The sequence below is a fragment of the Bacillus sp. 11C genome (genome assembly GCF_055486375.1).
This window is the reverse complement of the sequence record NZ_JBUPVZ010000009.1, coordinates 62,423-84,605: the sequence shown is the minus strand read 5'-3', so window position 1 is coordinate 84,605 and position 22,183 is coordinate 62,423. Positions and strand designations below refer to the sequence as shown.

The 22,183-nt window shown below is 44.2% G+C and carries 15 protein-coding genes; 1 reads left to right on the top strand and 14 read right to left on the bottom strand.

Features of this window, described 5'->3' with window-relative positions:
- Positions 1–12: 12 nt before the first annotated feature.
- The 11 genes from ACY3LV_RS13995 to pcrB all read right to left on the bottom strand — a co-directional run bounded on the left by ACY3LV_RS13995 (position 13) and on the right by pcrB (position 17,217).
- The gene (locus ACY3LV_RS13995; protein ID WP_464863987.1) at positions 13–1,074 is read right to left on the bottom strand and encodes an HAD-IIIC family phosphatase; all 1,062 of its coding nucleotides are present in this window, start codon (positions 1,072–1,074) and stop codon (positions 13–15) included.
- Positions 1,075–1,089: 15 nt separating this feature from the next.
- Complete coding sequence (locus ACY3LV_RS13990) at positions 1,090–1,944, bottom strand: 3-hydroxyacyl-CoA dehydrogenase family protein (RefSeq protein WP_333561795.1); 855 nt, start codon at positions 1,942–1,944, stop codon at positions 1,090–1,092.
- 1 nt (position 1,945) lies between these two features.
- A complete protein-coding gene (locus ACY3LV_RS13985) occupies positions 1,946–2,647 on the bottom strand; it encodes an alpha/beta fold hydrolase (protein ID WP_333561794.1) in 702 nt (233 codons plus the stop codon).
- A complete protein-coding gene (locus tag ACY3LV_RS13980) occupies positions 2,644–3,627 on the bottom strand; it encodes a cysteine peptidase family C39 domain-containing protein (protein WP_289346610.1) in 984 nt (327 codons plus the stop codon). Before ACY3LV_RS13980 ends, ACY3LV_RS13985 begins: the two co-directional genes overlap by 4 nt.
- Positions 3,617–5,119, bottom strand: coding sequence for a serine hydrolase domain-containing protein (locus ACY3LV_RS13975; RefSeq protein ID WP_464863986.1), 1,503 nt, complete (start codon positions 5,117–5,119; stop codon positions 3,617–3,619). The genes ACY3LV_RS13980 and ACY3LV_RS13975 overlap by 11 nt, the downstream gene beginning before the upstream one ends.
- Positions 5,116–9,609: an amino acid adenylation domain-containing protein gene (locus ACY3LV_RS13970; RefSeq protein WP_464863985.1), complete on the bottom strand. Its 4,494-nt coding sequence runs from the start codon at positions 9,607–9,609 to the stop codon at positions 5,116–5,118. The genes ACY3LV_RS13975 and ACY3LV_RS13970 overlap by 4 nt, the downstream gene beginning before the upstream one ends.
- A gap of 86 nt (positions 9,610–9,695) precedes the next feature.
- Positions 9,696–10,889 (bottom strand): MFS transporter, encoded by a 1,194-nt coding sequence (locus ACY3LV_RS13965; RefSeq protein WP_148963503.1) that lies wholly within the window; start codon positions 10,887–10,889, stop codon positions 9,696–9,698.
- A gap of 125 nt (positions 10,890–11,014) precedes the next feature.
- Complete coding sequence (locus ACY3LV_RS13960; RefSeq protein ID WP_333518783.1) at positions 11,015–12,205, bottom strand: CamS family sex pheromone protein; 1,191 nt, start codon at positions 12,203–12,205, stop codon at positions 11,015–11,017.
- 15 nt (positions 12,206–12,220) lie between these two features.
- Positions 12,221–14,227 carry an NAD-dependent DNA ligase LigA gene (gene ligA, locus ACY3LV_RS13955; protein ID WP_333561790.1) on the bottom strand — a complete coding sequence of 669 codons (2,007 nt, stop codon included), beginning with the start codon at positions 14,225–14,227 and terminating at the stop codon, positions 12,221–12,223.
- Between the two features lie 23 nt (positions 14,228–14,250).
- Positions 14,251–16,470: a DNA helicase PcrA gene (gene pcrA / locus ACY3LV_RS13950; protein WP_333561789.1), complete on the bottom strand. Its 2,220-nt coding sequence runs from the start codon at positions 16,468–16,470 to the stop codon at positions 14,251–14,253.
- 60 nt (positions 16,471–16,530) lie between these two features.
- Complete coding sequence (gene pcrB / locus ACY3LV_RS13945; RefSeq protein WP_333561788.1) at positions 16,531–17,217, bottom strand: heptaprenylglyceryl phosphate synthase; 687 nt, start codon at positions 17,215–17,217, stop codon at positions 16,531–16,533.
- Positions 17,218–17,464: 247 nt separating this feature from the next.
- Here pcrB and ACY3LV_RS13940 point away from each other — a divergent pair, with 247 nt between their 5' ends.
- Entirely contained in the window at positions 17,465–19,042 is a 1,578-nt protein-coding gene (locus ACY3LV_RS13940; RefSeq protein ID WP_333561787.1) for an FMN-binding glutamate synthase family protein, read from the top strand.
- A gap of 37 nt (positions 19,043–19,079) precedes the next feature.
- Here ACY3LV_RS13940 and ACY3LV_RS13935 read toward each other — a convergent pair whose 3' ends face one another.
- From ACY3LV_RS13935 to ACY3LV_RS13925, 3 genes are read right to left on the bottom strand one after another with little or no spacing between them, the layout of a single operon-like run.
- Entirely contained in the window at positions 19,080–19,394 is a 315-nt protein-coding gene (locus ACY3LV_RS13935; protein WP_148963497.1) for a YerC/YecD family TrpR-related protein, read from the bottom strand.
- Positions 19,395–19,396: 2 nt separating this feature from the next.
- Positions 19,397–20,392, bottom strand: a complete 996-nt coding sequence (locus ACY3LV_RS13930; protein WP_333561786.1) for a DUF3048 domain-containing protein — start codon at positions 20,390–20,392, stop codon at positions 19,397–19,399.
- A gap of 26 nt (positions 20,393–20,418) precedes the next feature.
- On the bottom strand, positions 20,419–22,161 hold the full coding sequence (locus tag ACY3LV_RS13925) for an adenine deaminase (RefSeq protein ID WP_333561785.1): 1,743 nt from the start codon (positions 22,159–22,161) through the stop codon (positions 20,419–20,421).
- Positions 22,162–22,183 lie beyond the last annotated feature (22 nt).

Below are 22,183 nucleotides of genomic sequence, written 5' to 3'. Positions count from 1 at the left end.
CCGCTATTTAGATTAATTTCTGCTTCTTGCAACAGGTGATTGGCTGAATTCCGTTTTGACCTCGACATATGCAGGATAAGGCTGAATCCGGCTCAAGTCATTTTCAAATAAGATGAAGCCGTCCGGGCCCTTCGTATGTTCTTTGAAATTGGCAAATTTATATGTGATATACATGACTCTGTTTCGATCCGTTTGTTTAAAATCGGCAAACAGTTTTTTCCCTTGTTGTTTCGCTTCATTTATAATGGCTGTCAGCAAAATCGTACCGACGCCGCGGGACATCACGCGGCAAGACATTAATAGAAGATTTATATGCCATTCATCTCCCTTTTCTTCTATTAGAGAGAGTCCGATTTTTCCATAAGAACCGTACTTGTCCTCTAGCTCGCAAACTAACAGCATATGAGAATCTGACTTTCGGAAATCATTTAATTCCTGATAATCATATGTTTTTCCGCTTGCATTCAGCTGGTTTGTACGTACCGTTAGCTCTTCTGCCCGCTGCAAGTCGCTTTCTTGCGCATGGCTGATCGTAAACTTCATATTCAGAGTGGCAAGGAATTGTTCGGACGGTCCTTCAAACTGCTCTTCGTCCTCTTTTCTGCGGTCATCCTCAAGATACATCTGCCGGCGTCTTTTGGCATCCTCCGTTACGAATGCAGGCTTCAGCAAAGGATCGACGATGAGATCCTTATATCGAACGGCATCCCAGCACGAAATTTCCGGATGGGCATTTTTCACTTCTTCCCTTTCAAATGCTTGATCGTCAATAAAAAGAAGCGTATCCTTATGGATATTGAGGTTTTTGCTGATTTTTTCCAAAGAAACCGATTTGGCATTCCAGCTGATTTCCGGATATAGAAAGAAATGATCAATTCCAAATTCCATTAATTTTTCCATAACAGCAGCTTCGTCATTTCTGCTTGCGACAGACAGCAATATGCCGCGTTCATCAAGCTCAGTCAAAATTTCTTTGATATTGTCCTTCAGCTTTACATCATCAGATTCAAGCAGAATACCATCCCATAGCGTATGATCTAAATCCCAGACAACACACTTAACTCCCTTTTTCAATGGTCTGCTCCTCCTTTAACTGTATTGAAAGAATCCTTGTCCTGACTTTCTCCCTAACTTTCCTGCGTCTACCATTTTCACGAGCAGCGGACATGGCCTGAATTTTGAATCTTTGTAGCTTTCATATAGAACCAGCAAGGAGTTAAGGATCGTATCAAGACCAATTAAATCCGCAGTCGCGAGCGGACCCATTTTATGCCCGAACCCGCCGCGGAAGATTTTATCCACATTGGCTGGTGTGGCCACTTGATCTTGAACCGTCCAAATGCTTTCATTAATGGTCAGCATTAATACACGATTTGACACAAAGCCAGGCAAATCATAAACGACGACAGGATTTTTATCGAAAGATTTCAAAAACCCGACGGCTGCATTGACAGTCTCGTCAGAAGTGGCATCGCCCCGAATCACCTCTACAAGTTCTTTCAGAGGAACAGGATTCATGAAATGCGCTCCAATTACCTTATCCGGACGATGCATCAGTGAACCAACCTTCGTGATTGAGATACAGCTTGTATTTACAAGGTAGATGGTATCCTCTCGGCAGATATCCTTTAGTTGTAAATACACTTGTCTTTTTATCTCCCAATCTTCTGTTACGTTTTCAATGACGATATCAGCCGGCTCCAAATTGTGCGGCTCAGTCGTGAATTGAATGTTATCAAGCACATTTTCCAGTGACATGCTGAATTTTTCTTTCCGCATTAGTTGAACAAGCCTGAATGTCTTTTTAATATTTTCCTCTGCGGCTTTCAGTTTTTCATCACTGATATCCAGCAAAATCACTTGATACCCGTTCGCAGACAAATCAAGAGCCATATCGGCCCCCATGACGCCTCCTCCGATAACACCGGCAGTTCTGAAATCCATTTCACACCACTCCTGTCTGATTCAAAATATGATTGATTTTAGCGGTCACTTCTTCTGTCTTCTGATTAATGAAAAAATGATCTCCTTCAAATTCGTAAAATCTGCATGACTGATCGGTGTACTGATTCCAGTCGGATAAATCAAACAGCACTGACGGCAGATCACGTTCTCCATACAAAACCGAAATATCGCAGGATAAAGGAGCAACAGTTGTATTCTTGTATGTTTCCAGCAACTCAAAGTCAGCTCTTAATATAGGAAGGAAAAAGTCAAGCACCTGCTCATTTTTGCTGAATTCTTCTGGCACACCCCCCATTTCAATAATCGCTTGTTTTAAAGCGGAATCTGAAAGCTGATGAAGCACTTTCTTTTCCGGGATGTGGGGCGGGAAACGTCCGGAAAAAAACATATGGATCGGCTGTTTATGTTCCGCGGCTAACTTCTTTTGCAGTTCATATGCAAGCAGCGATCCCATGCTGTGTCCAAAAATGGCATAATCCGAATGGCCCAAATGGGATATTGCTTGTTCCAAAAGATCTTCCGCCACGGATTCCGCATGATGAAGCAACGGTTCAGACATTCTCGTTCCGTGTCCGGGAAGCTCTAAGGCCACCAATTCAACTGACGCATCAAGAAACCTTTTCCATCCGCTGAAGATGGTGCTCGAACCCCCGGCATACGGCAGACAGAATAATTTGATCATTTGACCCTCTCCTCTTTACCAATATCCTTCAAACATTCAATATGGGCTGCTTCCAGCTCCAGCACTTTCTGCAGTGAATCTTTGATCCGGTCTTTATAACCAGAAGAAGATCTTCCTGAAAAATAAAGCTTAGCCGCAAGATGCCGCGCTGCTTCCCATTCATCAATAATGTCAGATGTCACAGCGGCAAGCTGTTCAAAAGCCGGAAGAAATGCGAGACGGTATCGCTCTGTTTTTTTCACATTTAAAATTCCATTAAATGAATGAAGGAGTTTTTCGCTGTCTCTTATGCCGTGAAATTCCTCAGTAAACCGGCTGAAGCTCGCCAAACCGGATAACATCCGATCTAAGTGCTCGGTGATGTTATGAACAAAAAAGGCAGCAGCATCTTTGAAAAGGCTTTGCCCTGAGCGATCCCTGCCCGGATCATAAGAAAAGGAGGCATAAGAATGAAAAGCGGCAGGAGTCTGAAAATAACGATGAAAGCCTTGATAGGCTTTGGCCAAATGATCATATGAAATGTGTCTGGCTTCATATGACAAGTTATCGGGATAACGGTTTTCAAGGGCAAGAGCAGTTTGATTTGCATCATGTAAGCCATAAATCAGTATGCTGTTCCGATTATGCTTAGACATATATTCCTGTCTATAAGGCTGCGCATATGTATCCAACCAAATGATAACGGGTTTATTTTTAAAAACATCCCCTTTCAGATCAGTTATGAGACTGCTGCTCATCGATTGCTTATCCGCGCTTATTCCCTGCTGATTCATGACATACTCAGGATCATAAACTTCAGTCCGATCAATCATTGGGTAACCGTCTTCATCCAATTGATACGAATATATGTCATTTAAAAGATAAGGATAGATTTCTTGTTGAAACGAGCGAACCACGGAAAAATAACAGTTAAAAAAACAGCTTCGATAAAATAAATCGTTAAACGGCTGAATACCAGGGATGTATGCTTCACATTTCATGCGTTTCACTCCTTCTTGCGGCGCGGTGATTGAAAAAGCATGCGGCTAAACCGAATAGACAGGAGGCAAAGAGCAGCATATAATAAACCGCTGCCAAATAAAGAAGAGAACCGGGCCCCCAAATAAATATCATGCTCCAAGGCAATCCATTAAAGGCGAAGACGGAAATGAGCTTAGGCGCCGCTATTCCGGCTGCCAGCAAAATCCCCCAAAGCAGCGCCTTTATTCTGATTCGCTGCTGAACAGGAACATTTTTCGATTTTACGCTTTTAAGAAAAATATAAATTCTCCACAGCAAAACAATAAGCAATAAACTGAATAAAACCAGCATGGCAACCGCAACTTGATCAATGACCTGAAACGGGTCAGTGACAGAACCGTCCTGTTTTTGCTTTTGGTCGGCAACCACTTCTAAAACAGAACGTGCGATTTTCTCAGCGTACGCGCTGTTCATATTTGCCAAAACCCCTACAGCCGCATTATCGTTAGGGCTGATGATAATAAACGAAGAAAAGTTAGGGTTGGAGCCGGCATGGAACATTTCTTTGACTGCGCCCTTTTTTTCAAAAATTGACCATCCCGCACCATAATACACGCCCGGCTCATCCGTTTTTACGCTTTTATCAGGCAGGTGGCTCTGCTCGATCAAACGGCTTATATCAGTGTCACTGCGATTGAGCTGAAAACGAAGCCATTTGGATAAATCTTCTGCGTTCGTGATGATATATCCAGCAGGCGTGTTCCCTCGATACTCAGGCGCATTATAGGCTCTGGCCTTTAAAAATCCAATTTTAAAACCTGATGATACATCGCCGGCATGTCCAGCGTGACGTCCAGCATACGTGTTTGGCATATCTAACTGCTTAAAAACGTGCTCAGCCATATATTGCTCGTACGGCTGGCCTGATGCCTGTTCGATGATATATCCCAGCACATCATAATTGATTGTGGCATATTCAAATGTGCTTCCCGGTTTATGGCTAAGCTCAACTCCCCTTAATCCCTTCGCCGTTTTCCCTAAGGCATCTTCTTTTGAATCAACTTTGATATCAGCTATCGATAAAAAAGGAATCCCGCTAGTATGATGAAGCAGCTGATCAATTGTGACATCTACTTTCTTTCCGTCATAAACTGGATAAAATCCGCTGATATACCGGCTGACAGGGTCATTTAGTCTGATTGCCCCCGAACGTACAAGCTTAAGTACACCCAGTGCAGTAAACGCTTTAGAGGTTGAGCCCATCTCAAATAATGTCGAAGTAGTTACAGGGCGGCTATGCCTTTCGCCGGCATAACCAAATCCCTTTTCATATACAACATCATCTCCTTTTACCACTGTCATAGAGATCCCGGGTATTCCGCTTTCCTTCATTTGCTTTTTAATCAGGGCGTCAATGCGCTTATCAACTGGCGTCTGAGCGTTTACCTGCCCGCCATCCCAGACTAGAATTGACAGACAAAAACATAAAACCAGCCATACGTTTCTCATCATTTGAACAAAGAATCCAATTCTTCAATAGATAATGAGGCGGTCTCGAAATCTGATGGCGTATATTCGACAGACTCTTGTTTACAACAATGTTCTGCCAGCTCCTTCAGCTGTACAGAAAACTCATCTAAAAGCTGTTCCATATCTCCTGTTTGATAAAGATCGGTGCAGATTAAATCCAACGTTAGCTGTCCGTCATAGATTCCTGCTGTCAAATCAAGACTGACTGTCAGATCATTTTCCGGTGATGACTCGGCTCCTGAATTTAAATAAGTTATCCGGTATTCTGATTTGTCTGCTAAAAAACGGTCAACTTCTCCTAGATAATTAAAGCGCAGCTCAGGCTTCCTGTGAGCCGGCATTCGTTTACTCAAATAGGTAAGAGCGCCGTAGCCAATACCCTTTTTGGGAATGCTTCGCAGGTTTTCTTTCACTGACCGGATTTGCGCCGGCAGTTCACCCTCTGCCTGAAATACGGCAGGATACATCGCTGTAAACCACCCGAACGTTCTTGAAAAATCTAAATCTTCTTTTATTGGTTCTCTTCCGTGACCTTCTAATTCCAAAGAAATAACCTCTTTGCCTGTGCAATGATGGCAAGCACGGATTAACGCAGCGATAAGCAAATCATTGGTTTGGGTTTGATACGCCTCATTTGCTTCACTGAGCAGTTTTTGAGTCATCTGGCGGCTCAAAGCCCGTTTCAGTTTTAAGCTATTTTTAACTTTGGAATTTTCCGAACAAAACTCATAGAGAGGCTCAATCTGTTTCACTTTTTCATCCCAATAGCTGCATTCTTCCTCCGCTTCACGCGAATTAGCATATTCATGGATCGAATCTGAAAATTTTTGATAAGAATGTGTCTTTAAAGGAAGTCTCCTCTCTTCCTTCTTATCTATTGAATGTAAAAGAGTAAGAAAATCATCAATCAAAATTTGCCATGATACACCGTCCGTGATCAGGTGATGAGCTGTAAATAACAAATGGTTTTTTTTGTTTGCTTTGATCACTCCGGTTTTAAAAAGCACTCCATTGTATAAGTCAGTGCTTTCTCTCATTTCCTGTCCGATGACCGCTATTTGTTTGGTTTGCTCTTCCTCGGAAAAATTAGACAGATCCCAGTATTCGGTATAAGGTTCGATATCTGTATTGTGATAAAACAAGGTATTCGTTTCTTTTTCTACATTCATTCGCAAGCTGTCGTGATGATTGATCAAAATAGATAGAACCGCTTTTACATCTTCAAGATGAATCTCTTTTTCAGCAGTTAGCATAACCGATTGATGCCAGAAATGAGCGCACTTTAAATTCAAGGACCAGAACCATTGGGTAATCGGCGTTCCCATCACTCTGCCTTCTGCTTGTTGTTGAGAAATTGAAACCGATTGTTTGCTAGTCACGGCACTGACAAGTTCTCTAAATACGGGATATGTCATCATATCCTGAGTCTTGATAAAAAGACCTTTTTCTTTCATTTTTGAAACGAATTGAATGGCTTTGATAGAATCTCCGCCAAGCTGATAAAAATGATCCTCTGGGCGAATATCAGTCTGGCCGAGAATCTCCTTCGCCGTTTCTAAAAGAACCGCCTCCGCTTCTTTCTGCTCTTCAGTTAACAATCCATAATCTGTCTGCTCTTGATACAGTAAAGGGTCAGGGAGAGCTTCTCTGTCTGTTTTTCCATTTTGCGTCAGCGGAATCCGATCCATATGAATAAAGTAGGCCGGAACCATAAAAACAGGCAGTTTGTCAGAAAGCTTTTTCCGGAGCTCCAGCGCTGCCGTTTTGGTTGAGCTGACAACATATGCCGCCAATTGTTTTCTGCCCTGTGAATCATTAAAATCAATGACAACCGCCTCATCTATGTCTTCAAGCGAAAGCAGAGCTAGTTCAATTTCTCCCAGTTCAATACGGTAGCCTTTTAATTTGATTTGATGATCTTTCCGCCCCGCATATTCAAGCAGTCCATTATTCGTTCTTTTCGCCAGATCGCCTGTCTTATACATTTTTCTGCCCTTCATAAAAGGGTTATCCAGAAAACGCTCGGTTTGCAAATCCGGACGCTTCCAATATCCTCTGGCGACATTATCGCCTGATATATACATTTCACCTTGAGTTCCCGGCAATACAGGCTGCAGCTGTTCATCTAATAAATAAATTTCAGTGTTCTGCATCGGAATCCCTATTGGCACCGAAGCCTGCTGATCTCGTTTTAGGTCATATTTGTGGATCATACATCCCACTGTCGCTTCTGTCGGTCCGTATTCATTGAAAATCTCAATGCATTGATCTGATGATTCTGTTATTTGGCGTGCTAATAAAACAGGCAGCTGCTCTCCGCCGACGATCATTCTTTTTATAGAGGATTCTGACAAATTTTCATCTTTCAATAACGCTAAATGTGCTGGCGTCAGCTTGATAACAGCTGTTTTCTTTTCTTTTACGATTCGATGGAGTACAAACTCCGGTATATCTTCTTGTCTGTAAATGATGATTTTATTCCCTGTCACTAATGGGGTATAAATGGATGTAACAGTTAAATCAAAAGCTATGGATGAGTAGAGCGCAAAGCTATCATCTTGGGAAGAAGTGTAATTCTGAGAGGCTGATATAATGTAGTTTACAAGGCTCTGATGTTCGATCATCACGCCTTTCGGCTGCCCTGTTGATCCAGAAGTGTAAATCATATATGCAATGTCGGAAGGATCGTTCTTGATGTCTAACTGTCCCGTATCTAAATCATGAAACATGGCGCAGTCAAAACTGATTTTTTTCACTTGGCTTGGCAAACGGCAGTCTGTCTCAAAAAGCGGATCTGTGATAAAAAATGCCGCTTCGCTGTTTTCCAAAATATATTGAATGCGTTCGGCGGGATATTCGGGATCGATCGGCACATAGGCGCCGCCTGCTTTTAAAATGCCCAGCAACACAGCGATCAAATCGGGTGAATGTTTCATGCTCACGGCGGCAAAATGACCGCGGCTTATTCCTTTATGGATAAGGTAACGGGCAATCTGGCTGGAGCGTTCATCCAGTTCTTGATAGGAAACCTGTTTTGTTCCATCCTCAATCGCTGTATGAAACGGATACTGTGCAGCTTTTCCTTGAAATAATTGATCGATTGTCAGATCTTTCGGATAATCAGCCCGTGTCTGATTCCACTTCACGATTTCGTCTCTTTTTTCTTGTTCTGTTAATAGAGACAAATTCCTTAATTCCAGATCTGGATTCTCGATGACTGATAAAATCAAGCGCTGTAAACGTTCATTCAATAGCTGAATGTCCGCTTCGCTGTGATCGGATACCTTGTAGTCAAACTGCAATTCGATCGCTCCGCCTTCATCCCACTCTTTAACAGCGATCTGCAGGGAATAAGGCTGTGACCCGTTATATAATTCATCATATTCGACACGACACCCGCTTATATCAGAAGCCAGGTCAGTGTTATATGAATTCATATAAATTTGGAAAAGCTGGTCGTATCCCTGTTTTGCAAGCTGCAGTTCCTTCACCAATTCATCATAGGGGTATCGTTGATGGAGAAAGTATTTCATGTAATCGGAATTGACTTCTTTTAAAAAGTCCGAAAAACATACATCACTGTCTGTTTTCTTTCTGAACGGCATCGTACTGACCGTCATCCCTGCAGTGCTTTTTTCCTTCTTGCCTGATCTGTTTAATACCGGCGTGCCTATAATAAAATCATTCTCTCCGGTTACCTTGCTTAAATACCAAAACAACGATGCAGTAAACAAAGCGTTTAACGAAGAGCCTTGTCGTTGAATAAATTCATAAACTGCGGCAGAATGCTCTTGGTCAAGCTTATACCGCTTGCGCTTTCCGGCAATGTGTGCAGAGCTTTTTGACAAGAAGCTGTCCGGCAAGTGAGAAAATTCAGCTTTCCAGAACGCAGCATCTTTGTCATATCGTGATGAAGAAAGGTATTTTTTCTCTTTTTCTATAAGAATCGAATAATTGTCAGCCTCTTCTGTAAGAAGTTCGCCGGATGTGAGCTGCATGTACAGATTCTTAATCTTATCAATGATGATTTTCATAGACCAGCCATCAGCGACAATATGATGGCATTTGATTAAATATCCGCATGTCGCTTCATCTGTTTGAAACACATAAAATTGAGCAAGTGCGTTATCATATAAAGAGAATGGTATTTTAAACTCCCGTTCTGCCCAATCCAGCATTCTTTCATAAGGATAATCCGTTTGGGTAAAATCGGCTGACGGCACTTGCGCCTGAGTTTTTTCGTCTATGTATTGAAGAACTGATTCTTCCTGCTTCACGAGCCGTATTCTGAGGGATTCTGTCTGTCTGATACAAAGCTGAATGGCTTTTTGTAATGTCTCAAGATTCAGCTTTCCATTGATTTGTATAAGGCCGCCGATATGATTAATAGCTGTATCAGGATATAAATTTTCGATATTTAAAATTCTTTTTTGGTGATGAGAAAGAGGAAATAAATTCAATTTATCATTCAAAAATTCCCACCTCTTTATAAAAATTGTTTGATACCACCAATTTAAACACACTAAAATACCTTTTGTAAATATTTATAATATATTGTCTATATTTGTTCATTTTTTAATTTTAATGATAGAAGTGCTGAAGCAGTAAAAATGATAAAATTCAAGAAAAAGACATATTGCACACCAAGCCAATCAGTAAGACTGCTCATAATTAAGATGGAAGCGCCGTATACAAATGTACTTATCGTATGCTGAGCAGACAGGATTTTCGGCAGCATTGTTTCGTTTATGTTCTCCTGTACGTACGTTCTGATCGCAATCCCCCTGAGCTGAAATGATGGTCCCAGAATAAAGACAAAAAGCAGGGATGCCAGCGCATACTTGTTTAGTGCAAGACATAAAGTGCAAGCGCCTATGGCAAGTGATGTCCATAAGATCATTGAGAACAGTTTTCCGCTGATGTTTTTCGAAAGTTTCCATACAATTAAACCGCCTGTAATGGTGCCGGCGAAATAGCTTGCATTAATAAATCCCCACCATGTCTCACTTTTATGAAGCACTTCATCGACATAAACAAGAATGATGGCCCCAGTCCAAATGCTTCTGCCAAACATAGATAAAAGTTCTAGAACAGTCAGCATTCTGATGACAGGCATTTGATAAATCGCTTTCCAGCCAGCTGAGATTTTATCAATAAAAGACTCATTTTCTTCTTTTTCGGCATCTCCTTTCCCGGCATCCTTGACAAAAAATAGAGACACTGTCGAAGTGCCATAAAGCACAAAAGTCAGCATTAAAAGCAATTGGGGCCCGAGCCATTTGATCAAAATGCCGCCGAGCAGCCAACCGAGCAAGAGCACGATTTGATCAGAGGTTAATACAAGACTATTTGCTTTCAATAGCATGGATTTGGGAACAAAACGGGGAATCATAGAATTTCTGACCGGGATGGTTCCTCCATCTAACAGCGACATGAAAAATACGATCAAAAAAAAGATAAAAATAGATTTAAAATCTATGATAAATATAACAAGCAGCAAAGATAAAAGAATAGTTTGCGTCAGCTGCAAAAAAATCAAAATTTGTTTGAGCCTGTATTTATTAATAAAAACAGGTATAAATACTGCGCTTAATGACTGTCCGACAAATTGCATCATAGCCACAAGCGATGCCAAAAAAGCTGAGTCTGTGACTTGATAGGTGAATAGGGTCAGAACCAGCACATATAGAGAATCCCCTAAATTGGCAATTGATTGACCCGCCCATATGAAATAAAAGGATTTATTTTTCATAATTTCAACCCTTTTCTATTTTTAGAACATCATAACATAAATATATACCCTCTCCAATGATACCTAAATTCAACACAAACGCAAAATAACCCCAGCGCCGTTGCGACGCAAGGGGTTACCTTATTTTAGTCATAAATATGAACAGTCGGCTCTTTATCTCCTGCATTGCGGATAATGACCGCTTCCTGTCCATCTGAAGATGTGATATTCACTTCGAGATTAAGTGAGCTCTTAGAGTAGTAATCCATCACTTCACCCGTTAAGAACTGGGTAAACGCGACGACTTCACTTTTTCCATAGAATTGCATTGGAATGTCGATCTTCATTTTCGTCATTTCATCATTCTCATACAACGCTGTACCTACAACGCCTGTGTAGTTCGGGAAATACTCTTCGATTGAGTTTTTGAACCGCTTAAAGACCTCGGTGTCATCCGGGTATTTTTCTGCTGTGGTTGTATCCGCCGGATAGAAAACATAAGTTTCATTGATGTTATCCCAATTCGAGATATCCGTGGAGCCTGCTTTGACTTCTGTTTTGGAGATGAAATTCCCCGGTACAATCGATGTTTTTGACGCCTGCTTGTAAAGCGCGATGGTGATCGGCACATTCTTCAGGTTATCTTTTTTACGGAGGCGGTTAATGACCTCCTGTGCGATTTTTTCTCCCTGTTTGCGGAGCGTGCTGTCCTTAATCTCCACCTCTTTTTGAGGGTCGCCTGTTTTTTCACGATAGTAATACACAGAGTTCAACGCCAGTCCGATCATCACGCCGCCAAGCTGGATGGAATTCTTGTCTTTTCTGACTAAATAATCGTGCTCCAGCATGGACGCTAAATAAACCGGGCTGCTTTCGTATTTCTCTTCTGTTGAACCGGAGCTTGGAAGCGCCGGGTTCAATCCTTCATTTTTGAAGTCTTTATCTTCTTTTTGGGCTTTTTTCAGATCTGAGCCTGTTTTTTTCCGTGCCAGCCAGCTTAATACTGTATCTTCATCTAAATATTGCCCTTCTTGGAACAGGTAATCTTCAGTCGAGAAAGAATCTTGGGCAAGACGCATCAGCCCTGTTTCAAACTCATCAATGTCCAGTCTTGTATTCAGCTGTTCCGTCGTCAAGCCTCGCGCTTTTCCCGCCTTAAATGGCAGCACCATTTTGTAATAGGAGTCAGAGATATTATATTTCGGGACAATCGCTTTTTCTGACGATTTCGCTGTCTTTTGCGTGATCTCTTCCTCCTTCTCCCCCCCAAAACCTGACGAGCAGGCAGACAGCATTAACACTGCCGCCGTTGCCGCCATTGCCAACGTCTTTTTCAATAGAAAACACTCCTCTTATTTCTTTAGCTCTCCTATTAACTGCTCTTCATTCCACACTTCAATGTCCAGCTCTTGCGCTTTTGTCAGCTTGCTTCCCGCCGCTTCTCCGGCGATGACCAAGTCTGTGTTTTTGCTGACGCTTCCAGTCAGCTTTCCGCCGAGCGCTTCGATTTGCGCTTTGGCTTCGTTTCTAGACAGTTCTTCCAGCTTTCCTGTCAGAACAATTGTTTTACCGGCAAAGTAAGAATCGCTGTCCTCTGCTTTTACTTTTTTCGGGCCTTTGTAGAGTGTGTTTACGCCCAGCTCCTGAAGTTCATTCAAGAGATCAAGCATTTCTTCTTTATGAAAATAAGTGATGACCGCGTCAGCCATTTTTTCACCGATTTCATCGATCGCGAGAAGCTCCTCTTTGGAAGCTTTTTTCAGGTTCTCCAAACTTTCAAAATGCATAGCGAGCGTCTTTGCGGCCTTTGAGCCGATAAAACGGATGCCGAGTCCGAATAGCAAGCGTTCAAACGAATTTTCTTTTGATTTTTGGATGGAGCTGATCAGGTTTTCAGTGGACTTTTCTCCCATTCGTTCGAGCTGAATGACCTGTTCCTTTGTCAGCTTATACAAATCCGCCACATTACGAACAAGGTTCTCCTCAAACAGCTGTGTGATGACTCGTTCGCCAAGCCCGTCAATGTTCATGGCATTGCGGGAAACGAAATGGATCAGCCCTTCCCGGATTTGCGCGGGGCATTCAGGATTAATGCAGCGGAGCGCCACTTCTCCTTCGATACGAACGAGCTCGCTTCCGCATTCCGGGCATTCCGTCGGCATGCTGAATTCCTTTTCTTCTCCCGTGCGCTGTTCAACTAGGACGTTTACGACTTCCGGAATGATATCGCCCGCTTTTTTGATGACGACCTTATCCAAGATCCGAATGTCCTTCTCTTTAATTAAATCTTCATTATGCAGGGATGCTCTTGCGACCGTTGTGCCGGCAACTTTTACCGGCTCGAGAACCGCGGTCGGCGTAATGACACCCGTTCTGCCGACATTTAATTCGATATCGAGAAGCTTTGTCACGACCTCTTCAGCAGGAAATTTATACGCGATGGCCCAGCGCGGGCTTTTCGCCGTAAAACCGAGCTCCTCCTGCTGATCGAGGGAATCTACTTTAATGACGATGCCGTCAATTTCATACGGGAGGTCAGCGCGCTTAGCCTGAAACTCATCGATCAGCGCGATGACTTCTTCTATGCTGCCGCATTTTTGTCGCTCCTGATTCGTTTTAAATCCGATTTCATCGAGAAAATCAAGTCCCTGGCTTTGCGTCTCCACCCCAATTTCATCAAGCTCCGCTATACTGTAGACGAAGATATCGAGATTTCGTTTCGCCGCAATTTTCGGATCGAGCTGTCTGAGTGAGCCCGCGGCGGCATTTCGCGGATTGGCAAACGGTTCTTCTTCATTTTTGATCCGTTCCTCATTGAGCGCTTCAAACGAAGGCTTCGGCATATACGCCTCGCCGCGCACTTCGATGGACAGATCACGTTTCATTTTGAGCGGGATATTGCGGATCGTCTTCAGATTCTCCGTAATATCCTCACCAGTCGTGCCGTCACCTCTTGTGGCGCCTCTGGCAAAATAGCCGTCTTCATAACGGAGAGAAACAGCAAGACCGTCTATTTTCAGCTCCACATTATACGCCACATCGTCACCGACCGCCTGACGCACCCGGCGGTCGAAATCACGGAGATCATCGGCATTAAAGGCGTTGCCCAAACTGAGCATCGGCGTGCCGTGAGTGACTTTCTGAAACGCTTCAAGCACGGCTCCGCCGACACGCTGCGTAGGAGAGTCAGGCGTTCTGAGGTCTGGATGCCCCTCCTCGATCGCAATCAGCTCCTGCATCAATCTGTCGTATTCGGCATCAGGGACGCTCGGTTCATCTAAGGTGTAATATTCATAGCTATACTTGTTGATGGTGCGGCGCAGTTCTTCTGCCCGCTGCTTCGCTGTTTCTTGGTCCATCTGCTTCTTCCTTTCCTCTTCAATTACTGCTTTTCAATAGGAGCGAATGCCGCTAATAGGCGTTTTACGCCGACAGGGCTCGGGAAGGCGATATCAAGCTCCGTCCCTTCTCCTTCGCCTTTCACACTGACGACAGTTCCTGTTCCCCATTTTTTATGGCCCGCCTTATCTCCAACTGCCCAGTTTAAGGAGTCACCGCCTGTTTTGCCGGCGTAGGATACCGGACGTGAAACAGGACCGCGTCTCGGCTGCATTTTTCTCGCAGACGGCGCTCTCGTTTCTTTTTTCTCATTTAGGTTTTCCAATAAATCATCCGGTATTTCAGCAATAAAGCGAGATTCCGGGTTCATATTTGTTCGGCCAAACAAGGTGCGCATTTTGGCGTTGGTCAGATAAAGCTCCTGCTCCGCTCTTGTAATCCCAACGTAAGCAAGACGGCGTTCTTCTTCCATTTCCGCTTCCTCCATGAGAGAACGGCTGTGCGGGAAGACGCCTTCTTCAAGCCCCATCAAGAAAACAACCGGGAACTCCAGTCCTTTTGCGGCGTGCAGCGTCATCAGAGTGATTGCATCCTTGCCGCCGGATTCCTCTTCTTTCTGGTCGAGCTGATCGATATCGGCGATCAGTGCCAAATCTGTCAGGAACGCAACAAGTGTCTTGTCTTCACTTTTCTGTTCAAAGTTTTTCGTGACAGACAGGAACTCGTCGATGTTTTCTAAACGGCTTTGGGCTTCGATTGATTTCTCAGCCTTCAGCATTTCTCTGTATTCGGTCTTATCGAGAATTTCTTCTGTCAGCTCTGTAATGGACAAGTAGTCCTGCATATTGGTCAGGTTCTCAATCATCTGTCTGAAGCTGTCGAGCGCGTTGGCCGCCTTAGCGCTGACGCCGATAAAATCAACCTGCTGAATCGCTTGGAAAAACGACAAGCCGTTCATCGCCGCATACGAAGCGATTTTTTCAAGTGAAGTGGCGCCGACTCCGCGCTTCGGCACGTTGACAATACGTGTGAAGCTGATATCGTCATCCGGGTTGGATACGAGGCGCAGGTACGCGAGAATGTCTTTAATTTCTTTTCTGTCATAGAACTTTGTGCCGCCGACAATGTTATAGTTCAAGCCAGCTTTGAGAAGCGTTTCCTCAATTACACGGGACTGAGCGTTTGTCCGGTACAAAATGGCGATATCCGACAGCTTCCGCTTGCCCGAGCTGTGAAGCTGATAAATTTTACCGGCAACAAACTGTCCTTCGCCGAACTCGTTATCTCCGCGGTAGTAAGCAATTTTGACGCCATCATCGTTTTCCGTCCACAGATTTTTCGGTTTGCGGTTTGAGTTGTTTTTGATGACCTCGTTAGCCGCGCTCAAAATCCGTTTCGTTGACCGGTAGTTTTGTTCAAGCAAAATCACGCTTGCGTTCGGATAATCTTTTTCAAACGAAAGGATGTTGGTGATATCCGCGCCGCGCCATCTGTAGATCGACTGATCAGAGTCCCCGACCACGCAAAGGTTTTGGAAACGCTCCGCAAGCTGCTTAACAAGCATGTATTGGGCTCTGTTCGTATCCTGATATTCATCAACATGGATGTACTGGAATTTGCGCTGATAAAATTCAAGCACTTCCGGCACACGGTCAAACAGTTTAATCGTTGTCATAATTAAATCGTCGAAATCGAGCGACTGGTTTTTTAAAAGCTTCTTCTGATAATCAACATACACATCGCTGACCACCTGATCGTAGTAGCCGCCGGCAACCTTAGAGAATTCCTCCGGTTCGGTCAATTCGTTTTTCGCACCGCTGATCGTGCCCAGGATGCTTCTCGGATCAAACTTTTTCGGATCAAGATTGCGTTCCTTTAAAATCCCTTTGATGACCGAAAGCTGGTCCGCCGTATCAAGGATGGAGAAATTGCGGTTGATCCCGATCCGGTCGATATCCCTGCGCAAAATCCGCACGCACATGCTGTGGAATGTGGAAATCCAGATATCGTCAGCGCCCGGTCCGAGAATGCTTTCCACACGTTCTTTCATTTCTCGTGCCGCTTTATTTGTAAATGTGATCGCCAGAATGTTCCACGGCGCCACATGTTTTTCCGCCATTAAAAAAGCGATTCTGTGTGTCAGAACACGCGTCTTTCCGCTTCCCGCTCCCGCCATCAGCAAGAGGGGCCCGTCCGTTGTTTTTACAGCTTCCTGCTGAACAGGGTTTAGTCCGCTTAATAATTGATTGCTAATGTAATTCAAAATCTTTCACCCGCCTATACAAAACATATGTTCTATCATAAACCAAATCCGTACAATTTACTACTCGCCTTTCACAGCCGCTACTGTTTTTAAAGCCCGGTCAAAATCTTCATACACCGCATTGCCTACAACAACCACGTCCGCATGCTCTGCATACTGCTTTGCCGTTTCCGCGTCCTTGATGCCGCCGCCGTAAAACAGGGTGGACGTTTCCAATACAGCCTTCGTTTTCTTCACGGCTTCTATGTCTCCAAGCATACCGCTGTATTCCAAATAAAAAATGGGAAGATGCAGCAGCTCAGACACACGCGCATAGGCGGCAATATCGTCAATACTCAGATCGGCTTGCGCTTCAGTCAATGCCGCGGCTTTGCAATCCGGATTTGCAATGCAGTAGCCTTCCGCCACGATTTCTTCCATAGACATCAGTTCTCCGAATTCCTTCATGGCCTTCTGGTGCATTCCGACAATCCAGTCCGCATTTTTACTATTTAATACACTCGGAATAAAATATAAGTCAAAGCCGGGAACGATCGCTTCAATCGCTGACACCTCAAGGACACACGGCACTAAAAACCGTCTCACCTTAGACATCATGCGCAGGACATTGTCCTCTGTCACACCATCGCTTCCTCCGATTATGACCGCATCCGTTCCTGATTCACAAAGAATCTCCAGCTGTTCATCAGGCAAATCTTTATTTGGATCGAGTTTAAAGACATGCTTCCACTCCGTTACATCGTACACGTCATACGTTCCTCCATTCGTTTGTTACCATTTAAACATTATAACAAATTCACATAGCGTGGAAAAACGGAAAAAGCCGTTAATCTCGTTATTCACTGAAAAAGGTGTTTTGATTCTTTTTTCATAAAAAAAGAAAGCTTCAAAAAGCCTTCAATAGCTTCAAGGCCTAGGCAAATGACTCCCTTCTGTTATTGTTTGGAAAACGCTCAACTGTGGAAAAGGTTACATAAAAAAGGGAGGCTGACAGATGGAAACCTTCATCATTGCACTTATCGCATTTCTTATCGGGATCATTGCCATCCCCATCGTTTTGTTTGTCTGGATCTACATAAAGGATGAAAAACAGCAGGAGCATTCGATCCTCCGCAACTACCCCTTGCTAGGAAGATTTCGATATATCCTTGAAAAAATCGGGCCGGAACTCAGGCAGTATTTATTCAGCAATGACAATGAGGGCAGGCCCTTTTCACGAAAGGAATATGAACAAACCGTTATCTCGGGCAAATACAAAAGCAGAATGATGGGCTTTGGATCTGTAAAAGATTTTGACAAACCAGGCTTTTATATCCGTAATGCTCTATTTCCGAAACAAAAAAAAGAATTGCACGTAAACCAAACGCCTAAAATTGAAACCCAAATCTATGAAATCGAAGCTGACAATCTGTTCAAACGAAAGGAACACACCGAACAAATCAAGGCCGATCCGTATTATCTCCACCCTGATGATGTGCAGGTGATCGGCTCCCATACATGCGAGAAGCCTTTTTATGTGAAGGGATTAGTCGGCCAGTCCGCCATGAGCTACGGTTCCCTTGGAGAACGAGCGATTACGGCGCTCTCAAAAGGGCTTCATCAGGCTGGCGGCACATGGATGAATACCGGTGAAGGGGGATTATCTGAGTATCACTTAAAGGGCGGCGCCGATATCATTTGCCAAATCGGGCCGGGTCTTTTCGGTGTGCGCAAAAGAAACGGAGAATTTTCATGGGAGGAGTTTAAAAGAAAAAGCAGGCTTGGCCAAATTAAAGCGTTTGAGCTAAAGCTGGCGCAAGGAGCGAAAACCCGCGGAGGCCATGTGGATGGCGCCAAAGTATCAGAGGAAGTGGCAGACATCCGGAATGTCGAACCCGGGAAATCAATTGACAGCCCGAACCGCTTTCATGAATTTTCAAACGCTCCTGAAATGCTCGACTTTATTGAGAAACTTAGAGATGTCGGGCAAAAGCCTGTGGGAATCAAACTTGTCGCAGGCCACCCTGACGAATTGCACGAGCTTTTCTCTTATATGCAGAAAAGCGGAAAGCATCCGGATTTTATTACGATAGACGGGAGTGAAGGCGGTACTGGCGCTTCCTTTTATGAGCTCGCTGACACAGTCGGCCTTCCGATTATGACAGCGCTGCCTATGGTTGATACACTGCTTAGACAATACGGATTGCGCGGCCAACTGAAAATCTTTGCTTCCGGAAAGCTCCTGACTCCTGACAAAATTGCGGTCGCCTTAGCCCTCGGCGCTGACTTTGTCAATATTGCCCGTGGGATGATGTTTTCTGTCGGCTGTATCCGCGCCCTCGTCTGCCACACCAACACATGTCCGGCAGGTGTAGCGACAACAGATCCAAAACTGCAACAAGCACTGAGCGTTGAGGAAAAACAGCATCGTGTCTGCAACTACGTCATTTCGCTGCGCGAGGGACTGTTTAATCTCGCAGCCGCAGCCGGCATCAATTCGCCCATCCACTTTTCCAAGGAGCATGTTGTCTATCGAAAAGAAGACGGAAGCATCATCGACATCAACAAACTGATCAACCAATTTGTTTCATAAAGAAACCGCCCATGCCAAACGGCAGGGCGGCTCTTTGTTATTTTGAAGAAGACCCTGTTTCCGTCTCCTTCACACGGTCAAGCGCCATTTCATAAGCGTCATTTCCGTAATTTAAGCAGCGTTTCACACGGGAAATCGTAGCCGTGGAAGCGCCTGTTTCTGTTTCAATCTTATGATACGTGTTACCTTCGCGAAGCATGCGCGCCACTTCTAGGCGCTGAGCCAGCGATTGAATTTCGTTAATTGTGCAAAGATCATCGAAGAACCGGTAACATTCCTCCAGGTCTTTCAGCGATAAGATCGAGTTGAATAACTGGTCCAGCTCTTTGCCGCGTAATTTATCGATTTGCATCGTTACACACCTTCTCCTTTACTAATGGAAGCCGCATCGAGATCAGGCACGATATTGATCCAAGTTTTTCCGGGCACAAGCGGCAGCCATTTGCCGCCTTTTACCGGCACAATTCTGCCGTTTACTTGTTTCCAGTCTGTTTCAATAACGTTTCCGCGCTGAAACAACAGACCTTTCCCCCCTGATTCTAGATCGATGTCCCGCCTTCCATCTTGATCAATAATATGATGGCTGGCTTCAACAATGAAAATATTCTGCATTGCAACCGGCTTTCCGGTTTCCCGGTCTGTCGTAATGACACCATCAGAGCTTCTTGTATAAGCTTCGGCTTTTTTATCATAGTTGTATTCGACAAGATTCGTAACGTTCTTTGTTCCATAATCTACCCGAACATTGTAAAAGTCATTTGCAGGTTTTGCTTCTGATGTTTGAAACAGCAGCGGATCTGTTTTCTGCTTCAGCTCATATCCCATTTGCTCCGCCGCCTTTTTTATGTAATCATAAGACGTGTAGGAATTGTGGGGCGGTTCGCTGAAATCAGCTCTCCAAAATAAGCTTCCGTCAAAATCCAATCCGTTCATATAATCGGCAGCTCCGGATTCCAGCTGCTCTTTGGCGCCGGGACTCCAGCCGTGATGGACAAATATGCTGTCAAAGCCATTGCTGAGAGTGATGAAATATTCCCGCGCGCTCCGCACAGGCCCGACAGTTTCGGGCATCTGGCTTTGGAAAATGGCCAAAAATCTCGTAATTTGCCCTTCGGCAAGCGCTTCTATGACAATATCGGCTTTAGACAGTCCTGACTGCGGCCTCGCCTTCGGGTGATTATTCACCATAACAGCAACAGGCCGGCGTTCAGTCACCTTCTGTTCCGTCTCCAGTCCTGTCAAAGGAGCTTTCGGCTTCTTTGCAGAATCCGGGACAGCATCCTTCTGCTGGCAGGATACCAGCAGAAAAAACACGATACACAGCACGCAAACTGTCATCCATTTTTTCATATGTCGGCTCCCCGCTCTTTTATATTTTAACGCATTATCGATGGAAAGAGTACAGTTTTTTTCATGACGTCGAAGATTCCTCTAGGCGTGATGCGTATATACGGAAGGTGCGTACTTTGCAAAAAGAGCAGCGTATAGACGGGATCACAAAACTCGTAACCTCTTTCAGTCAAAAGATCTTTCAGCTTTTGTTCCTTCTCCAGCACGTCTTCATACGCTTCCGAAGAGGCGCAGCCGCACAGCGCAAGCGGAATTTCATGCAGAATGTTCCCGTTTTCCGCAAGAACGATTCCTCCTCCGATCTCTTTCATGCGGGCGAAAGCGAGCAGCATATCCGCTTTATTTTTTCCGATCGCGACAATATCACCTGTCGTCGTAAAGGAGCTCACAAATCCCTGCACGCTTGAGGCAAAGCCTTTTATCATCGTATTGACACGCCATTTCCCATGTCTGTCAAGCATCGTCAAATAACTTTCATCATGGTCAAACGAGAGCTGTTCCATCGAATTGTCGATCTCAATCATATACGGCTCCATAATGACCGCATTCCGCATTTTCACGCCCATCGGCATGGAAAACTGTAAATCATCCATCGTCATATCATATGAAAGCTCAAGCGGGACAAGACCGCCTTTGCTCCAGCCCGTCTTTGTAAACGCCTTCAAATCACAGCCATCTTCACGAAGGATGGCCCCTTTTGAGAGAACGGTCACGGGATTGGGATTTAACGGATCTTCTAGTACGTTCAGCGATGCCAGCCTTCCCGGTCCGACAACTCCTAAATAATCATCCATTTGATAATACTTTGCAATATTAAATGATGCCATATTGTAGGCGTCGATTGCCGGGACTCCTTCTTCTAACGCGATGCGGATCAGCTCGTTTGTCATGCCGCTTTTATAGAAATTAGGCGTCGCGCCGTCTGTCGTGTAAAAGAAATGGTCATAATAGCGGAAACCCTTCTCATGCAGCTCCCGCAAGATTTTTCTTACATCAGGGCGAATGGAAGAGTTCCGAAGGGAAACATAGTAGCCCAGTTCCAGCCTTCTCATCACTTCATCACCTGTCATCGCTTCATGATCACAATCCGCTCCGAACAGCTTCATTTTTGTAAGCGTTTTATTTGAAGCGCCGGGAAAATGCCCTTCAATGCGTTTTCTCTGCTTCTTTGTAGCTTGCATGCAGTGAAGCATTAAATCATCACCATCTACCAAACGCGGCCATCCGGTCATTTCTCCGCCTTGAATCACATCCGGATGTTCAATCCACTGCTTTCTGACATCAAACGAAAGAACATGATCCTCGTTCAGAACTTCGGTTTGGAGGTCATAACGTGACCACCAAAAATATTGAACAGGCTGCTTTTTGAGTTCATTTAAAATAGTAAGCGCTTTCTTTTTTCCGCTTTGTAAAAGCAAAAATAAGTTATCATTCACAAATGTCGTTGTTCCGTATTGAGACACATATTCCGCCAGCGTTTGGGGATTATATATTTGAAAAGGATGTGCGTGCGGTTCGATATACCCTGGCACAATGTATTTTCCTTCACAATCAATTGTATGAATTTCTTCGGCTCTATTCGGAAGTTCATGACCCACATAAACAATGCGGTCCTGATAAATCCAAATGTTTTTTTTCAGCCATTGTTTTACATATGGATTTAAGACGAGAGCATTCCGTAAAAGGAGCGTTGGAAGCAGCTTTGAGTCTACAACATCAACCTGTGCCCTGATGTCTTTGTTTTTCCAGTTAAAGGTGCGTTCGGACATTCACATACTCTCCTTTACATGT